11 protein-coding genes are annotated in these 17,681 nt (G+C 69.4%); 10 read left to right on the forward strand and 1 reads right to left on the reverse strand.

Annotated elements, in window-relative coordinates; genetic code table 11:
• Nucleotides 1-7 precede the first annotated feature (7 nt).
• The 9 genes from FPZ12_RS28835 to FPZ12_RS28875 all read left to right on the forward strand — a co-directional run bounded on the left by FPZ12_RS28835 (nt 8) and on the right by FPZ12_RS28875 (nt 11,996).
• Nucleotides 8-2,374 carry a PEP-utilizing enzyme gene (locus FPZ12_RS28835; protein ID WP_144751060.1) on the forward strand — a complete coding sequence of 789 codons (2,367 nt, stop codon included), beginning with the start codon at nt 8-10 and terminating at the stop codon, nt 2,372-2,374.
• Nucleotides 2,371-2,880 (forward strand): adenylyl-sulfate kinase, encoded by a 510-nt coding sequence (locus FPZ12_RS28840; RefSeq protein WP_144751062.1) that lies wholly within the window; start codon nt 2,371-2,373, stop codon nt 2,878-2,880. Before FPZ12_RS28835 ends, FPZ12_RS28840 begins: the two co-directional genes overlap by 4 nt.
• Nucleotides 2,880-3,635: a class I SAM-dependent methyltransferase gene (locus tag FPZ12_RS28845; RefSeq protein WP_144751064.1), complete on the forward strand. Its 756-nt coding sequence runs from the start codon at nt 2,880-2,882 to the stop codon at nt 3,633-3,635. The genes FPZ12_RS28840 and FPZ12_RS28845 overlap by 1 nt, the downstream gene beginning before the upstream one ends.
• On the forward strand, nt 3,632-4,216 hold the full coding sequence (locus FPZ12_RS28850; protein WP_144751066.1) for a gamma-glutamyl-gamma-aminobutyrate hydrolase family protein: 585 nt from the start codon (nt 3,632-3,634) through the stop codon (nt 4,214-4,216). Before FPZ12_RS28845 ends, FPZ12_RS28850 begins: the two co-directional genes overlap by 4 nt.
• Nucleotides 4,213-4,953, forward strand: coding sequence for a phosphocholine cytidylyltransferase family protein (locus FPZ12_RS28855; RefSeq protein WP_144751068.1), 741 nt, complete (start codon nt 4,213-4,215; stop codon nt 4,951-4,953). Before FPZ12_RS28850 ends, FPZ12_RS28855 begins: the two co-directional genes overlap by 4 nt.
• Before the next feature lie 610 nt (nt 4,954-5,563).
• A complete protein-coding gene (locus tag FPZ12_RS28860; protein WP_144761536.1) occupies nt 5,564-6,646 on the forward strand; it encodes an ABC transporter ATP-binding protein in 1,083 nt (360 codons plus the stop codon).
• Nucleotides 6,646-7,533, forward strand: coding sequence for an ABC transporter permease subunit (locus FPZ12_RS28865; protein WP_144761533.1), 888 nt, complete (start codon nt 6,646-6,648; stop codon nt 7,531-7,533). Before FPZ12_RS28860 ends, FPZ12_RS28865 begins: the two co-directional genes overlap by 1 nt.
• 34 nt (nt 7,534-7,567) lie before the next feature.
• Complete coding sequence (locus tag FPZ12_RS28870) at nt 7,568-11,287, forward strand: ABC transporter ATP-binding protein (RefSeq protein ID WP_243770081.1); 3,720 nt, start codon at nt 7,568-7,570, stop codon at nt 11,285-11,287.
• A gap of 157 nt (nt 11,288-11,444) precedes the next feature.
• A complete protein-coding gene (locus FPZ12_RS28875; protein ID WP_144761530.1) occupies nt 11,445-11,996 on the forward strand; it encodes a dihydrofolate reductase family protein in 552 nt (183 codons plus the stop codon).
• Here FPZ12_RS28875 and FPZ12_RS28880 read toward each other — a convergent pair.
• Complete coding sequence (locus FPZ12_RS28880) at nt 11,989-13,359, reverse strand: FAD-binding oxidoreductase (protein ID WP_144761527.1); 1,371 nt, start codon at nt 13,357-13,359, stop codon at nt 11,989-11,991. The genes FPZ12_RS28875 and FPZ12_RS28880 overlap by 8 nt on opposite strands.
• 425 nt (nt 13,360-13,784) lie before the next feature.
• Between FPZ12_RS28880 and FPZ12_RS28885 the strand changes: the two genes are divergently transcribed.
• Nucleotides 13,785-17,468: a multifunctional oxoglutarate decarboxylase/oxoglutarate dehydrogenase thiamine pyrophosphate-binding subunit/dihydrolipoyllysine-residue succinyltransferase subunit gene (locus tag FPZ12_RS28885; RefSeq protein WP_150980548.1), complete on the forward strand. Its 3,684-nt coding sequence runs from the start codon at nt 13,785-13,787 to the stop codon at nt 17,466-17,468.
• The last annotated feature ends 213 nt before the right edge of the window (nt 17,469-17,681 follow it).

Below are 17,681 nucleotides of genomic sequence, written 5' to 3' on the forward strand. Positions count from 1 at the left end.
TTCCTTGATGCGCGGGAAAATGGACGGCGCGCGGGCATTCGAGTTCGGCACGAAATCGGAAACGCTCGCGCGCCTTTCGGCTCTGGTCAGTTCGGCTGTCGTGCTGCCACTGGTTTCCTTCACGGTGGCCGAATGGCAACACGATCCCGGCACCGTGCTGGCGGAGATCCGCGGCAGGCCGTGGTCGGGCGACCCGCTCGTGGTTCGCAGCAGCGGGCGCGACGAGGACCAGTCCGCCTTCTCCAACGCGGGCCGCTATCTGTCCGAAACGGACGTTCGCGGCCAGGACGAGCTCGTCGCGGCGATTGGCAGGGTGGTCGCGTCCTACGATGTTTTCCTTCCCAACAACCAGGTTTTCGTGCAACCGCAGCTGGCGGACTCGCTCGCCAGCGGGGTCGTGTCCTCGTGCGAACCGAGCTGTGGCGCGCCCTACCGGGTGGTCAACTGGGCCGACGGCCCGGACACGACGGCGGTCACCTCGGGCCGCGCCACCGTGCGCACGTGGTACTTCCTCGACGGCGCGGCGCATCCGCCCGTGCCGTGGCTGGCCCGGATCCCGGAACTGGTGCGGGAACTGGAAAGTCTGAGCAGGCGGCCCTTCGAATTCGAATTCGGGGTCGCCGCCGACGGGACGCTCGTGCTGTTCCAGATGCGATTACTGGCGAAACCGGGAAAACCCGTTCCGCGGGTTCGCCACCGGGATGCCGTCGCGGAATGCCGCCGGCGGCTGCACCGGCTGTGGCAGGCGCAGACGCCCGCGCTCGGGCCCGAAACGGTGTTCGGCGTGATGCCGGACTGGAATCCCGCGGAGATGATCGGGATCCGGCCGCGCCCGCTCGCGCTTTCCTTGTACCGCACCCTGATCACCGACGAGGTGTGGGCGGAGTCCCGGCACCGCTACGGATACCGGGATCTGCGCGGCGCGCCGCTGCTGATCGACCTGCACGGCCTGCCCTACATCGACACCCGCGCCAGCTTCAGTTCGCTGGTACCGGCTTCGGTCCCGGATGACACCGCGGAGCGGCTGGTCACCGGCTATGTGCGGAAGCTGCGGCAAAACCCGCACCTGCACGACAAGGTCGAGTTCACGATCGCGCTCTCGTCGTACCACTTCACCATCGCCGAGCGCGCCGCCGAACTGGTGCGCGACGGGGTGCTTTCCCGCGCCGAGTCGACGGAACTCGTGCACTCGCTGCGGAACGTCACGACCCGGATGATGAGCGAGATCGGCCCGTACCGGCGCGACCTCGGCGAGATCGAGCAGCTCCGCCGCCTGCCACTGCACCGGCCGGAAACGTTCCGCCCCAAGCGGATCAGCGCGCTCGTGCACCTCTGCAAGCGCGCCGGGACGCTGCCGTTCTCCGGCATCGCGCGCGCCGCCTTCGCCGCGACGAGCGTGGTGCGCAGCCTGGTCGAACTCGGCGTGCTTTCGCCGGAGGACGGGGACGCGCTGCTGAGCAGTTCGCAGGTGGCCAGCGCCGCGCTGCAGCGGGATTTCGCCGAGCTGAGCCGCAGCGCTTTCCTGCGCCGGTACGGACATCTGCGCCCCGGCACGTACGACATCCTGTCGCCGCGCTACGACGAAGACCCCGCCCGTTACTTCGACTGGTCGCGGCCGGCCGCGAACGGCGCGCACTCGCCGGGATTCCTGCCGGGCATCGGGCAGATGCGCGAACTCCGCCGGCTCATGGCCGAGCACCGACTGCCCGGCACCGCGCACGAACTGCTCCGCTTCATCGTGCAGAGCGTGGCGGCGCGCGAGTACAGCAAGCTCCAGTTTTCCCGTGTGGTGAGCGAAATCCTGGTCGACGCCAAGCGCGCGGGTGAATGGCTCGGGTTCACCCCGGACGACATGTCGTACACGCGCGTCGAGGATTTGTGCGGGCTCACCGGCGACCACCAGCGGGACAAGGCAGCGCTGCGTGCGGCCATCGAAAGCGCCCGATACCGGCATGAGATCACCGAAACCCTTTGCGCCCCAGTGGTTTTGTCCGATCCGGACGAGCTGGTCTCCTTCGCGACCATGGCCGACGAGGCCAACTTCGTCACCCAGGGCCGGGTCATCGCGCCGGTCGCGGACGTGTCCGCGGGCGACGACCCGGCGGGCTGCGTAGCGATGATCTCCGCCGCCGATCCCGGCTACGACTGGATCTTCACCCGCGGCATCCGCGGGCTGATCACCGCTTTCGGCGGGGCGAACTCGCATATGGCGATCCGCGCGCTGGAACTGGGCATCCCGGCCGCGATCGGGGTCGGCGAGGCGCAGTTCACCCGGCTGCTGTACGCGGACGTGCTCGAAGTGGACGCCGCGAGCAAACTCGTCCGGCCGAGCGCGGGCGCCGGGGTCCGGATCCGTGAGACGGGGGCCGCGTGAGCGCCGGGCCGGTCGTGTGGATCACCGGGCTCTCCGGCGCGGGAAAGTCGAGCGTGGCGGGCGCACTCGCGGGCAGACTGCGCGACGAGGGTCGCCGGCCGATCCTGCTCGACGGCGACGAGCTGCGATCCGCCTTGGGCACAACGGGTTTCAGCGGCGAGAACCGGCGACGGCTCGCCGCGACGTACGCGCGACTGTGCCGGATGCTGTGCGTGCAGGGGCACATCGTCGTCTGCGCGACCATCTCGTTGCAGCACGAGATCCACGACTGGAACCGCGAGCACCTGCCCCGTTACGTCGAAGTGTTCCTCGACGTGCCGCTGACCGAACTGCGCGGCCGCGACCCGAAGGGCATCTACCGCGGCGGCACCGAAATCGTCGGCCTCGGCGTGGACGCGGAATTCCCGGTCGCCCCCGATCTGCACATCCACAACCACGGGAGCACGACCGCCGGGCAAGCGGCGGCCGAGCTGTACGAGTTCTGCGCGCGGAAAGGCATGTGGTGATGAAAACCCGATGGGACTACACGGAACTGGCCGAGACGTATTCACTGCGTCCCCGGTACGCGGACGCGGCGGTGGACCGGATCGTCGCGCTGCCGGACCGGCCGCGGCCCTCGGTCGCGGACCTCGGCGCGGGCACCGGGCATCTCACGCTCGACCTCGCCGCCCGCGGCTGCCTCGTCGACGCGGTGGAGCCCAACGCGGCGATGGCGTCGATCGGCAGGCGCCGCACCGCGCACCTCGGCGAGGTGCGCTGGTTCACCGGCACCGGCGAGGAAACCGGGCTGGCCACCGGCGCCTACGACCTCGTCACATACGGCTCCTCCTTCAACACCATGGACCGCGAGGCTGCGTTGCGGGAGGCGGCACGGCTCGTCGGACCGCGCGGGCACATCGCGTGCGTGTGGAACCACCGCGATCTGTCCGACCCGCTGCAGACGGAGATCGAATGCCTGATCCGCAGCCGCATCCCGGAGTACGACTACGGTTCGCGCCGCGAGGACCAGGCGCCGGTGATCGACGCGAGCGGCCTGTTCGGGCCGGCGGAACCGGTGTCCGCCCAGGTCTGGCACCGGGTGCGCCCGAAGGACTGGATCGCCGCTTGGCGTTCGCACGGCACTTTGCGGCGGCAGGCGGGCCCGTTGTTCGACGAGCTCGTCGACGGGATCCAGGGGCTGGTCGAAGCCAGTGAGCAGAGCCCTGTGCTGGTGCCGTATCTGACAGTGGGCTGGGTGGCGCCACGCCGGGAAGCGACGTGACGCGCGTCGTCGCGATCACGCAGCGGGTGATGGCCTGCGCGCACGGCGAAGTCCGTCTCGCGCTCGATGTCCGGTGGGCCCGTTTTCTCGCCGCCTGCGATCTGGTCGGGGTGCCCTTGCCGCTCGATCCCGGGCTCGCAGTGCGGACGTTGCGGCGCACCGGCTGTAGCGGCCTGGTGCTCACCGGCGGCGAAGGCATCGGCGTCTGGCCGGCGCGCGACGAGCTGGAGCGGGAGCTGTTGCGGTTCGCGACGGACAACGCTTTCCCGGTCGTCGCCGTGTGCCGTGGGATGCAGGTGGTGTTGCACGCGTTCGGGGTCGAGTTGCGGCGCGTGGCGGGTCACACCGCGACGACGCACGCGCTGAGCGGAGTACACGGCGGCCGGGTCGTGAACAGTTATCACGACTGGTCGGCGTTGAGCGCGCCGCCGGAGTTCGAGGTGACCGCCCGGCACGGCCCGGTCGTCGAAGCCGTCCGGCACCGGGTGGCGCCGCTGACCGGGATCATGTGGCATCCCGAACGGACAGTGGTCCCGGAGTCCGCGGACGTCGCCTTGTTCGAGGAGGCGCTCGCGGGATGAGGGCAGTGATCCTGTCCGCGGGCCGGGGCAGCCGGATGGGGGCCCGCACCGCCGACCGGCCGAAGGCTTTGCTGGAGCTGGCCGGGCATTCGCTGTTGGATCGTCAGCTGGCCGCGCTGCGGCAGGCGGGTGTCGAGGATGTGGCGGTGGTGACGGGCTGGCGTGCGGAGGCTTTCGCGGGGCAGCCAGTGCGGCGGTTCCACAATCCGGCTTGGGCGAGTTCCACGATGGTCGGTTCCCTTGCCTGTGCGGACGACTGGCTCAGTTCCGGTCCGGTGGTCGTGAGCTATGGAGATATCGTTTTCCCGCCCGCGACGGCGCGCGCCCTGGCGCGGCATCCGGGCGAGGTCGTGGTGGCCTACGACCCGGACTGGCTCGCGCAGTGGTCGGCGCGGTTCGAGAATCCGTTGGAGGACGCCGAATCCTTCCGGCTCGGCCCGGACGGGACGGTGGCGGAAATCGGCGGCACGGCGAGTTCGGCCGGCGAGGTGGAAGGCCAGTACCTGGGTCTGCTGAAGCTCGAACCGGCAGGCTGGCAGATGTTGCTCGCCGCGCTGCACGCCGCGGTCCGGTTGAACAGACGTCAGGACACGACGGGTTTGTTGCAGGATCTGGTGTCCCGTGGGCGGACCGTCCATGGTGTCCCGACGGCGGGCCCTTGGTTCGAGTTCGATCGGCCTGGGGATATCGGTGCCGGGGATGGGGTTCTGACCGCTTTGGACCGATGGCTCTTTTGAAGGCTGGCCGGTTTGGGTGCTGGTCGCCTTAGGTGCTGGTCGCCTTGGTGTGCTGGTTCTGCTGCGGCAGCAACGGACGCGCGTGGCCGCGCTTTGTGCACCCCTCTCCCGGCCCGATCCACAAGGGTTCGTGGTTGTGGGGGGTTTGTTCCCCACCCCCGTTGCCCGCCGCCGGACGACCACCAAAGGTGGTCACCACGATGGCCACCCCGATGGGTGCCGTGCAATGGCGAAGCCGAGCCAGGTGATGGGGGTCCAGGGGGCTTGCCCCCTGGCGGGGGTTTGGGGGTCCGACCCCCAAGAAGGAAGCGAAGTTGAGCGCCTCCCGGGAAGCGCCAGTCCGAAGGACGCGCGAACAGGGGCGGCCCGCTCAACCAGCCTGGGGGTCACTGGGAGCGGGCCGCCAGGAACTAGCTTAGGCGGTAAGTAGCTAGTTCGCTGCATGGGGCCCCGGTTTTGGTCGAAATACTTCTTCACGGACCGTTGACTGAACTGGTGATTCAGCGACGGAGAGTGACCTTCGCCCCGCTGCCCCCGGTTACTGGGCGGATAGGGCAGTATGTCGCCTGCGCCGAGTTCACCCATTCGCCGGAACTACGGAGGGGGAAGTATGCAAAACGACGGCAGCGGACGCATCGTCGTGCAGAACTTGAGTAAGACGTTCGGGCCGGTGGCCGCCGTGCAGAATCTGAGTTTCGTGGTGGAGCCGGGCTCGGTCACCGGGTTCCTCGGGCCGAACGGCGCGGGCAAGACGACCACGCTGCGGATGGCGCTGGGGCTGGTGACTCCGACCGCGGGGCAGGCGACGATCAGCGGCCTGCCTTACGACAAGCTGGGCAATCCGGCGCGGGTCGTGGGCGCGGTGCTGGAGAACGAGGGGTTCCATCCGAAGCGGACGGCGCGGAACCATCTGCGGGTGTACGCGGCGGCGATCGGGATGCCGGATCAGCGTGCGGACGAGGTGCTGGCGCTGGTCGGGTTGTCGAGTGCGGCGAACCGGCGGCCGGGCGGGTTTTCGCTCGGGATGCGGCAGCGGCTGGCGCTGGCGACAGCCTTGCTGGGCAACCCGCAGGTGCTGGTGCTGGACGAGCCCGCGAACGGTCTTGACCCGGAGGGCATCCTGTGGCTGCGCAACTTCCTGCGCGCCTACGCCCGCGAGGGTCGTACCGTCCTGGTGTCTTCGCACCTGTTGTCCGAGGTGGAGCAGACCATCGACAACGTGGTGATCATCGCCAACGGTGTGACCCGTTACTACGGCTCGCTCGAACAGCTGCGTGGCGGCCAGCAAAGCCGGGTGCTGATCCAGGCCGCCGATCCGGGTGCGCTCGTCAAAGCCTTGCAGCAGGCGGGTTACTCGCAGGTGGAGCCGACGCCGGACGGCCGGGTGGCGGTCATGGGCGTGACGCGGCAGCAGGTCGGTGACCTGGTCGCGAAGTCGGGCCTCGCGGTGTACGGGATCGAAGAGGACCGCGCGGATCTCGAGCGGCTCTTCTTCCAGTTGACCGGCCAGCACAACGGCGCGCCGCAGCAGTACCAGCAGCAGCCGCCGCCGGGTGGTGGTGGCTGGGGGCAGCCGCCGCAGCAGCCGTACCAGCAACAACAACAGCCGTATCAACAACAACAGCCGTACGGCACGCCTCCCGGTGGATATCAGCAGCCGGGGCAGCAGCAGGGTTGGGGAGGTCAGCGCTGATGGGCAGGCTGCTTGTCGCGGAGTTCCGCAAGACGCTCACCACGAAGCTCTGGTGGGCACTGATGATCCCGGCGGTGCTACTCGCACTGGGCTTCGCCGCGGGCTGGGGCGCGTTCGCCAACTCGGTCGGCGACGTCCTGGACGGGGACGAGTCGCAAGCCATCGCGAACGGGCTCGGCATCCAGATCGGCGAGCTGCCGATGGGGCTGCTGGCGATCGGGCACGGGATCAACATCGGGCTGACGTTCCCGGTGATCTTCGGCGTGTTCGCGCTGGCCGGTGAGTACAGCAAGAAGACGATCACCACCACGTTCCTCACCGCGCCCAACCGGGTGTCGGTGCTGGGCGCGAAGATGATCACCTACGTCGTGTGGGGCGCGATCTACGGCATCGTGCTCGCCGCCGTGTCGAGCCTTGGCATCGCGATGACGGTGGACAGCAGCCGCCTCCCGACCTCGGGCCAGTGGCTGGGCGTCGTCGGGGCGAGCGTGCTGGCCGGGATCCTGGCGACGCTGTTCGGCATCGGTGTCGGCGCGGTCTGGAACAGCGTGGTCGGCAGCGTGGTCACGCTGGCGATCTACCTTCTGGTGATCGAGAACGTGCTGATCCTGCTCTTCTACGGCCTGTGGGACGTGCCTTGGCTGGGTGGTGTCCTGCCGAACGGCACCATGAACGGGATCGTCGGCGCGATCGGGGCACAGGCGTTCGGCGCGGCCGGGGTCGAGGTACCGGCGGGCGTCAGCGACGAGACCCTGTGGGTGCTGCAGTACGTCGCGGGCGCGCCGGGCGCGTTCTCGTGGTGGGCTTCGGCGCTGATCTTCTTCCTCTGGACGATGGTGTTCTTCGGCGCCGGCTGGGCAGCCAACCAGCGCCGCGACATCACGTGAGCCGGTCGCGGCGGACGCGCATAGCCTGGACTGTGTGACCACTGCTCCCACCACGTCCGCCAAGACCGGCTGGATTTCCAGACTCTTCGCCGCCTGCTGGCGGCACCCCGCGCTCGTAGTGCTGTCGTTGACCGCGGCCGTCATCAGCGTGGGCTTCCAAGCGGCGAGCCCACTGCTGGTGAAGGTCGCGGTCGACGACGCTGTGGGCGGGCACACCGCGCAGCTCGGCCTGCTGGCAGGCGCGCTGGTCGGTGTGCAGGTGCTCATGTTCGCGACGGCGTTCGTGCGGCGGTATGTCGGCGGCAGGCTGGCGCTGGACGTGCAGCACGATCTGCGCCGCTCGGTGTTCGGCGCGGTGTCGCGTTTGGACGGTGGCAAACAGGACTCGCTGCGCACCGGGCAGGTCGTGTCGCGCGCGATCACCGATCTGCAGCTGGTGGTGTCGCTGCTGATGGTGGTGCCGCTGTCCGCAGGTTCGGTGATCTTCGCGCTGTTCTCGCTGGCGGCGATGCTGTGGATGTCCCCGGCGCTGACGCTGATCGCGCTCATCGTCGTGCCGGCGGTGGCGATCGTGGCTGGCGCCGCGCGTAAACGGCTCTTCCCGGCAACATGGTCGGCGCAGCAGCGCGCCGCGGATCTGGCGCAGCACGTCGAAGAGACCGTCACCGGTGTGCGCGTGGTCAAGGGCTTCGGCCAAGAAGCGCGCGAAGTCTCGCGCTTGGAAAAGACCGCGCGAAGGCTCTTCGCGGAACGGCTTCGCGCCGCGCGTCTCTCGGCGGTCCCGTCGGCGACAACGTCGGCGCTGCCCGCGGCCGGGCAGGTCGCTGTGCTCGCCTTCGGTGGTGTTCTCGCGCTGCACGGCGCAATCAGCCTCGGCACCTTCCTCGCCTTCGCGAGCTACGTGTCCGGCCTGATCGGCCCGGCGCGGATGATGTCGGCCCTCGTCGTGCAGGCGCAGCTGACGCGCGCGGGCGCGGACAGGGTGTACGAGCTGATCGACGCCCAGCCCGAAGTCCGTGACGCGCCCGACGCGCGGCCGCTGCCCGCGGGCCCGCTCGGCATCCGGCTCGACGACGTGCGCTTCGGGTACACGCGCTCGGAACCCGTGCTGGACGGGCTTTCGCTGGAGGCGAAACCGGGCGAGACACTCGCGCTGGTGGGCACGGCCGGCTCCGGCAAATCCACGATCTCGTTGCTGCTGCCCCGTTTCTACGACGTGCACTCGGGGTCCGTCCACATCGGAGACCGCGACATCCGCGAGGTGAAGCTCGCGGAGCTGCGCAAGGCGATCGGCGTCGTGTTCGAGGAGGCGTTCCTGTTCTCCGCGTCGGTGCGGGACAACATCGCCTACGGCCGCCCGGACGCCAGCGACGAGGAGGTCATCGCCGCCGCGAAAGCCGCCGAAGCGCACGACTTCATCATGCGGCTGCCCGAGGGCTATGCCACCGAAGTGGGCGAACGCGGGCTGACGTTGTCCGGTGGCCAGCGGCAGCGGCTCGGCCTCGCCCGCGCCCTGATCACCGACCCGCGCGTGCTGATCCTGGACGACGCCACCTCGGCGGTCGACACGGTCACCGAGGCCGCGATCCACGACACCCTGCGTGCTGTCACGGCCACCCGCACCACGCTGCTCATCGCGCACCGGCGGTCCACGCTCGCGCTGGCGGACCGGATCGCGGTGCTCGACGCGGGCCGCGTCGTCGACGTCGGCACCACGGCGGAGCTGGAGGAACGCTGCCAGCTGTTCCGGGAACTCGTGTCCGGGCCCGGCGAAGGGGTCGAGCAGACGCACCACTGCGACTGCGAAGTGCAGCCGGAAAGCGGGGTCACGGCGGAGCTGTGGCCGGCGGAAGCGGAACAGGACGAGCTGGCCGGAGCCACCACCCAGCGCAGCTCGGACGCGGCCCCCGGGATGGGCGGGATGCGGGGCGCCTTCGACGCGCCGCCGACGGAGGAACTCCTCGAAGGCGTGCGGAAACTGCCGCCGGCCACGGACACCCCGGAGGCGAAGGAGGACGTCACCGCGCCCGATCCCGGGTTCCGGCTCGGCAAGCTGCTGAACCCCGTGCGCGCGCTGCTCACCGGCGTGATCCTGCTGGTGGGGCTGGACGCGGCGGCATCGATCATGCTGCCGAACCTGTACCAGCAGGGTGTGGACCACGGCGTCCGGCCTGGCGTGGAGTGGGTCATCTGGCTGTGCGCCGGCATCGGTGCCGTGGTGATCACGCTGGACTGGTTCGCGATCTGGGCGCAGACGAAGATGACCGCGCGTGCGGGCGAAACGGTGCTGTATTCGTTGCGGGTACGCAGTTACGCGCATCTGCAGCGGCTCGGCCTCGACTACTACGAGCGCGAGCTGTCCGGGAAGATCATGACCCGGATGACCACCGACGTGGACGCGCTGTCCACGTTCCTGCAGACCGGGGTGGCGCAGGCGGTGATCAGCGCGCTGACCCTGCTCGGTATTTCCGCCGCGCTGTTGTTCACCGACGTTTCCCTTGCCCTGTATGCGCTTTCGGTGCTGCCGATCCTGATCGTGGCGACGGTGATCTTCCGGCGGCTGGCCACGGCGGCGTACACCGAGGCACGTGAGCGGGTCAGCGTGGTCAACGCCGACATGCAGGAGAACGTGAGCGGGCTCCGGGTGGCGCAGGCGTACAGCCGGGAGGAGCGTTCAGCGGAGGTGTTCGCCGAACGCAGCGACGCCTACCGGCGTTCACGGCTGCGCGCCCAGCGCTACGTGGCCACGTACTTTCCTTTCGTGACAATGCTTTCCGGCGTCGCCGAGGCGATCGTGCTGGTGGCGGGCGCGAACAGGGTGGCGGCCGGCACGCTGCCGATCGGTGTGCTGCTGGCGTTCCTGTTGTATCTCAACCTGTTCTTCTCCCCGATCCAGCAGCTGTCCTCGGTGTTCGACGGGTACCAGCAGGCGAAGGTCGGCCTGAGCCGCATCGGCGACCTGCTGCGCACGCCGACGTCGGTGCCGCCGCCCGCGAAACCGGTCGCGGTGCCGGACAGCCTCGACGGCGAGGTCGGGTTCGACGCCGTCGACTTCTCGTATCCGGGCACGGATTCCCCTGCCCTGTCGGATATTTCGCTCAAGGTGGTGCCGGGCGAGACGGTCGCGCTGGTCGGCGCGACCGGTGCCGGCAAGTCGACGGCGGTGAAGCTCGTCGCGCGCTTCTACGACGCGACCGGCGGCGAGGTCTCCATCGACGGGGTCGACGTGCGCGACTACGACCTGCCGGGGCTACGACACCGGATGGGTGTGGTACCGCAGGAGGCGCACCTGTTCTCCGGCACCGTCGCGGACAACGTGCGCTACGGCAAACCCTCGGCGAGCGACGCGGAGGTGGAGACGGCCGTGCGCGCGGTCGGCGCGCTCGACGGGGTCGCCGCGTTGTCCGCGGGCTTCCGCCAGCAAGTGGGCGAGCGCGGGAAAGCGCTGTCGGCCGGGCAACGGCAGCTGGTCGCGCTCGCGCGGGCGGAGCTGGTGAACCCGGACGTGCTGCTGCTGGACGAGGCGACGGCAGCGCTCGACCCGTCCACCGAAGCGGCCGTGCTGCAGGCGACCGAGAACCTGGCCCGCCGCCGCACGACTTTCGTGGTGGCGCACAGGCTCGCCACGGCCGCCCGCGCCGACCGGATCGTGGTGCTCGACCACGGCCGCGTCGTCGAACAGGGCACGCACGCGGAACTACTCGCGGCGGACGGACACTACGCCGAACTGTGGCGGACGGGAGCCGGTCACTAGAACGGCTCGCACTCGCCAGCCGGTGCGGGACATGCCGGGCATCCGTGGCGGGGAAAGGATCCCGGCACCGGGATGCGCCCCCGCGTCGACCGATGAGTTTTCGCCCCGGCGCCGGTATGTACCTGTGCGAGCAAACAACCGACCGAGGGAGTCCGCCATGAGCAGGCTGATCGTCATCGAGTTCGTCACGCTGGACGGCGTCATCGAGGACCCGGACGGGTCCGGGGCGACCGCCGGTGGCGGGTGGGCGTTCCGGCACGGCCCGGAAGCGGTGGCGGGCGACAAGTTCGAGCTCGGGTCGCTGCTGGACACCGGCGTCATGCTGCTCGGCCGCCGGACCTGGGAGCTGTTCGCCAAGATCTGGCCGGGCCGCGAAGGCGAGTTCGCGGCGAAGATGAACGCCATCCCGAAGCTGGTGGCTTCGCGGTCGCTGACGGGCGTCGACGGGTGGGAGAACTCGTCACTGCTCGAGGGCGACCTCGGCACCGCCGTCCGCGGACGCAAGGCGGAGCAGGACGTGATCGTCACCGGCAGCGTCAGCGTGGTGCACGCGCTCGCCGACGAGGGCCTCGTCGACGAGTACCGCCTCATGGTGTTCCCCACCGTGCTCGGCGCAGGACAGCAGCTGTTCGCCAAGCCCGCCGAACTGCGGCTCGATTCGGTCACCCAGAAGGGAGCCGCCGCGCTGCTGCGCTACCGCGTCAGCTGAAAACCTTGCCGGGGTTGAGGATCCCGAGCGGGTCGAGCGCCGTCTTGATCGCGCGGTGCATTTCGAGCACGCCCTGGCTCACCTCGCGCCGCAGGCCGCCGCGCTTGAGCAGGCCGATGCCGTGCTCACCGGTGACCGTGCCGCCCAGCTCGATCGCGTCCGCGATGATGTCCTCGAACGCCGCCTGCGCCCGCAGCTTCGCGTCCTCGTCACCGATCGGGGTGATCAGCAGCGGGTGCAGGTTCCCGTCGCCGGCGTGCGCGATGTTGGCGATCAGCGTGTCGTGCGCGGCGGCCGTCTTTTCGATGCGTGCCAGCATTTCCGGCACCAGCGCCTTGGGCACGCAGACGTCCTCGGTGAGCACCGGGCCGAGCCGTTCCAGCGCCGGGTACGCCAGCCGGCGCGCGTCGAAGAGGGCTTCGGCCTCCTGCTCGTCCGACGAGACCGCCGCCCACGTCGCCCCGGCTTCCTCGAAGCAGCGCAGCACCGTCCGCGCCTCGGCCTCGCCCGCATGGCCCGGCGTGTCGACCCGGCCCAGCAGCACGACGTTCGCCTCGGTGGACAGGCCCATGTTCTTCCACGCGTCCACCGCCTCCAGGCAGTGCCTGTCCACCAGCTCCAGCGCCGACGGGATCACCCCGGACGCCGAAACCGCGCTCACCGCCTCCCCCGCGGCGACCACCGAGTCGAAGTAGCCCGCGATGGTGCGCTCCGGCGGCCGCGTCGGACGCAGCCGGACGGTGATCTCCGTGATGATCCCCAGCGTGCCCTCGGAGCCGACCATCAACCCACAAAGGTCGTACCCCGCAACGCCTTTCGCGGTGCGGCGGCCCAGCCGGACGACGTCGCCGCGGCCGTTGACCACTTCCAGCGCCAGCACGTAGTCCCGCGTCACGCCGTACTTCACGCAGCACAGCCCGCCCGCGTTGGTGGCCACGTTCCCGCCGATGGTCGACCACGGCGCGCTCGCCGGGTCCGGCGGATACCAGAGCCCCCGCTCGGCGCAGATCGCGCGCAGGTCGTCGTTCACGATCCCGGGTCGCACGACCGCGTACCGCTCGGCCTCGTTGATCTCCAGCACCTCGGCCATCGACTCGAACGAGAGCACGATGCAGCCCTCGACGGCATTGGCGCCGCCGGAAAGCCCGGTGCCCGCGCCGCGCGGCACGATCGGGACCCGGCGCTCCGCGGCGACCCGCACCACGGCCTGTACCTCCGCGGTACTGCGCGGCCGCACGACCGCGGCGGCCCGCGCGTACTCCGCCCACTCCGCGTGGTCCTGCAGATACCCCTCGATGACGTCCGGGTCGTCGAGGACCCTGTCCACGGGCACGACGGCACGCAGCTCCGCCACCAGCTCCATCCGGCACCTCCGAAAGACCAGGTTACCTGCGGAAATCCGGCCGCGGGCATAGGTCTGGACCGCGACACGAGACGCCTGGTGTTCCTCGTCACCCGCGGTGCCGGGACGGCCGCCGCCGGCGGCTTTCCGTGCGGGGCGGGAAATCCTTCGCCGGGGTGGCCGGGATGCGCCGACTGTGTCGTCGTTCCCGCCGTTTCCGGCACGTTTTCCTGAATCCCGACAAGGTGCCTTCGCGCGTGCTCCCCACCGCGTCCGACCGGGGATATTGCCTCCTGATCGAACCCTGCATCGTTCAAGTGAGCAACGCCAAACCCAGGTGCGACGGAGATGCACCACTTCGATCACAACGCGGAACGGCGGGGGGTTAGCCTGGTAGGCGCATCAGCGGACAACAAGATCGAGATGGATAGAGGCGAGTCCCTGCCGTGTCCAGCAGCAGCCCTGCGTCACAGTTCGGCCCCAACGAGTGGCTCGTCGAGGAAATGTACGACCAGTTCCTCGCCGACCCCTCCTCAGTAGATGCCGCATGGCATGACTTCTTCTCCGACTTCAAGCCGACGCAGACGGCGGAGACCAAGCCGGACACGGGCAGCACGGCCCCGCCCCCCGAGAAGCCGGCCGCCGCCCCGAAGCCTGCGGGCAACGGCCAGGCCCCCGCCAAGCCCGCGGCGAAGCCCGCTGCCGCCGCGCCGGCCCCGGCCAAGAAGCCGCAGCCCGCCGCCGCGAAGCCGGCCGCCACCGCGGCCGCCGCGAAGTCCGACGAAGAGACGAAGCAGCTGCGCGGCGCCGCCGCGGCGATCGCGAAGAACATGGACGCCTCGCTGAGCGTCCCGACGGCGACGAGCGTGCGCGCCGTGCCCGCGAAGCTGATGGCGGACAACCGCATCGTCATCAACAACCACCTCAAGCGGACCCGCGGCGGGAAGATCTCGTTCACGCACCTCATCGGCTACGCGATGGTGCGCGCGCTGCAGGACTTCCCCAACATGAACCGGCACTACCAGCTGATCGACGGGAAGCCGTTCGCGGTCACGCCGGAGCACGTCAACATCGGCCTCGCCATCGACATGAAGGGCAAGGACGGCAACCGCACCCTCGTGGTCGCCTCCATCAAGAACACGGAGAACATGACGTTCCTCCAGTTCTGGCAGGCCTACGAGGACATCGTCAAGAAGGCGCGCAACAACAAGCTCACCGCGGACGACTTCGCGGGCACCACCATCTCGCTGACCAACCCGGGCGGCATCGGCACCAACCACTCGGTGCCGCGGCTGCAGTCCGGGCAGGGCGCGATCATCGGTGTCGGCGCGATGCAGTACCCGGCGCATTTCGAGGGCACCAGCGAAAAGGCGCTCGTCGACCTGGGCGTCAGCAAGATCATGACGCTGACCTCCACCTACGACCACCGCATCATCCAGGGCGCGGAGTCGGGCGAGTTCCTCAAGCGCATCCACCAGTTCCTGCTCGGCGAGGACGGCTTCTACGACGACATCTTCACGTCGCTGCGGCTGCCCTACGAGCCGGTCCGCTGGGTCGAGGACATCCCGGCCGGCGCGGTCGACAAGACGGCCCGCGTCATCGAGCTGATCGACGCGTACCGGATGCGCGGCCACCTGATGGCCGACACCGACCCGCTGAACTACCGCCAGCGCCGCCACGAGGACCTCGACGTCCTCTCGCACGGGCTGACCCTGTGGGACCTCGACCGCGAGTTCGCCGTCGGCGGCTTCGCGGGCCAGGAGCGGATGAAGCTGCGCGACATCCTCGGCGTGCTGCGGGACTCCTACTGCCGCACGGTCGGCATCGAGTACGCGCACATCCTGGACCCGGAGGAGCGCCGGTGGATCCAGGAGCGCGTCGAGCTGCCGCACGCGAAGCCGGACCCCGCGGTGCAGAAGTACGTGCTGTCGAAGCTGAACGCCGCCGAGGCGTTCGAGACCTTCCTGCAGACCAAGTACGTCGGCCAGAAGCGGTTCTCGCTCGAAGGCGGCGAGACGGTGATCCCGCTGCTGGACACCGTGCTGGACAAGGCAGCCGAGCACGAGCTCGACGAGGTCGTCATCGGGATGCCGCACCGCGGCCGCCTGAACGTGCTGGCGAACATCGTGGGCAAGCCGATCTCGCAGATCTTCCGCGAGTTCGAGGGCAACCTCGACCCGGGCCAGGCGCACGGTTCCGGTGACGTGAAGTACCACCTCGGCGCGGAGGGCAAGTACTTCCGCATGTTCGGCGACGGCGAGACGAAGGTGTCGCTGGCGTCCAACCCGTCGCACCTGGAGACGGTCGACCCGGTGCTCGAGGGCATCGTGCGCGCCAAGCAGGACATCCTCGACAAGGGCGACCAGGACGGCAAGGGCTTCACGGTCCTGCCGGTCCTGATGCACGGTGACGCGGCCTTCGCCGGTCAGGGTGTCGTGGCGGAGACGCTGAACCTGGCGCTGCTGCGCGGGTACCGCACCGGTGGTTCGGTGCACCTGATCGTCAACAACCAGGTCGGTTTCACCACCGCGCCGGAGCACTCGCGTTCCTCGCAGTACGCCACCGACGTCGCGAAGATGATCGGCGCGCCGATCTTCCACGTGAACGGGGACGACCCCGAGGCGGCGCACTGGGTCGCGAAGCTCGCGGTCGACTACCGCCAGGCGTTCAACAAGGACGTCGTGATCGACATGATCTGCTACCGCCGCCGCGGCCACAACGAGGGCGACGACCCTTCGATGACGCAGCCGGCGATGTACGACATCATCGACACGAAGCGCTCGGTCCGGAAGACGTACACCGAGGCCCTCATCGGCCGCGGCGACATCACGGTCGAAGAGGCCGAGGCCGCCCTGCGCGACTTCTCCAGCCAGCTCGAGCACGTGTTCAACGAGGTGCGGGAGCTGGAGAAGCACCCAGCCAAGGCGAGCCCGTCGGTCGAGGAGGAGCAGCCCATCCCGGCGAAGGTCCCGACCGCCGTTTCCCGCGACGTGATCGAGCGCATCGGTGACGCGTTCCTGAACGTCCCGGAGGGCTTCAACCCGCACCCGCGCGTCAAGCCGGTGCTGGAGCGCCGCGCGAAGATGGCCCGCGAGGGCGGTATCGACTGGGCCTTCGGTGAGCTGCTCGCCTTCGGTTCGCTCGCGCTGGAAGGCCGCCTTGTGCGGCTGTCCGGCCAGGACTCCCGCCGTGGCACGTTCACGCAGCGGCACTCGGTGCTGATCGACCGCAAGAACGGCAAGGAGTACGCCCCGCTGCAGAACCTGGCCGAGGGCCAGGGCCGGGTCATGATCTACGACTCGGCGCTGTCGGAGTACGCGGCGGTCGGTTTCGAGTACGGCTACTCGGTCGCGAACTCGAACGCGCTCGTGCTGTGGGAAGCCCAGTTCGGTGACTTCGTCAACGGCGCCCAGACGGTGATCGACGAGTACATCTCGTCCGGTGAAGCCAAGTGGGGCCAGCTCTCGGACGTCGTGCTGCTGCTGCCGCACGGTCACGAAGGCCAGGGCCCGGACCACACCTCCGGCCGCATCGAGCGCTTCCTGCAGCTGTGCGCCGAGGGCTCGATGACCGTGGCGGTGCCCTCCACCCCGGCGAACTACTTCCACCTGCTGCGCAGGCACGCGCTCGACGGAATTCGCCGTCCGATGGTGGTCTTCACGCCGAAGTCGATGCTGCGGAACAAGGCCGCCACGTCGGCCGTCGAGGACTTCACGGGTCAGTCGAAGTTCATGTCGGTCTTCGATGACAAGGACATCGACCCCGGCAAGGTGCGGAAGGTGCTGCTCACGTCGGGCAAGCTCTACTGGGAGCTGGTCGCCGAACGCGCCAAGCGCGAGGCCGACGACGTGGCCATCGTCCGGATCGAGCAGTACTACCCGCTGCCGATCAAGAAGCTGCGCGCCGCGCTCGAGCGGTACACCAACGCCAAGCAGGTCGCGTGGGTGCAGGAGGAGCCGGAAAACCAGGGCGGGTGGCCGTTCTTCGGGCTGCACCTGCCCCGGAAGTTCCCGGAGCTGCTCGCGGGCCTCGACGTCGTCGCCCGCCGCCCGATGGCCGCCCCGAGCGCCGGTTCCGGCAAGGTGCACGAGGTCGAGCAGAAGGCGCTGATCACCAGGGCCTTCGAGTAAGCAAGCACTGAAAAAGGCGCCCCTCCCCACCGCCGGAAGGGCGCCTTTTTCTTGCGACACAACAAAAACGGCCACCCGGCAGCTCCCCTCCGCTCCGCTCCGGCACCTCCCTCCGCTTCGCTCCGGGCCCCGGCAACGCGAAGCGAGCCACCCCACGCCCACACCCCACCATCGTTCCGATCCCCAGCGCTCTTCAGCGGTCGGTGTGCCGGG

Origin of the sequence: Amycolatopsis acidicola (assembly GCF_007713735.2) — a bacterium.
Classification (GTDB): domain Bacteria; phylum Actinomycetota; class Actinomycetes; order Mycobacteriales; family Pseudonocardiaceae; genus Amycolatopsis_E; species Amycolatopsis_E acidicola.

Excerpts from the sequence above, each read along its gene's own strand:
- FPZ12_RS28860 (WP_144761536.1), top strand. The coding sequence starts at position 5,564 with ATGCAAAACGACGGCAGCGGACGCATCGTCGTGCAGAACTTGAGTAAG.
- FPZ12_RS28865 (WP_144761533.1), top strand. The coding sequence starts at position 6,646 with ATGGGCAGGCTGCTTGTCGCGGAGTTCCGCAAGACGCTCACCACGAAG.
- FPZ12_RS28880 (WP_144761527.1), bottom strand. The coding sequence starts at position 13,359 with ATGGAGCTGGTGGCGGAGCTGCGTGCCGTCGTGCCCGTGGACAGGGTC.
- FPZ12_RS28835 (WP_144751060.1), top strand. The coding sequence starts at position 8 with ATGCGCGGGAAAATGGACGGCGCGCGGGCATTCGAGTTCGGCACGAAA.
- FPZ12_RS28855 (WP_144751068.1), top strand. The coding sequence starts at position 4,213 with ATGAGGGCAGTGATCCTGTCCGCGGGCCGGGGCAGCCGGATGGGGGCC.
- FPZ12_RS28845 (WP_144751064.1), top strand. The coding sequence starts at position 2,880 with ATGAAAACCCGATGGGACTACACGGAACTGGCCGAGACGTATTCACTG.
- FPZ12_RS28875 (WP_144761530.1), top strand. The coding sequence starts at position 11,445 with ATGAGCAGGCTGATCGTCATCGAGTTCGTCACGCTGGACGGCGTCATC.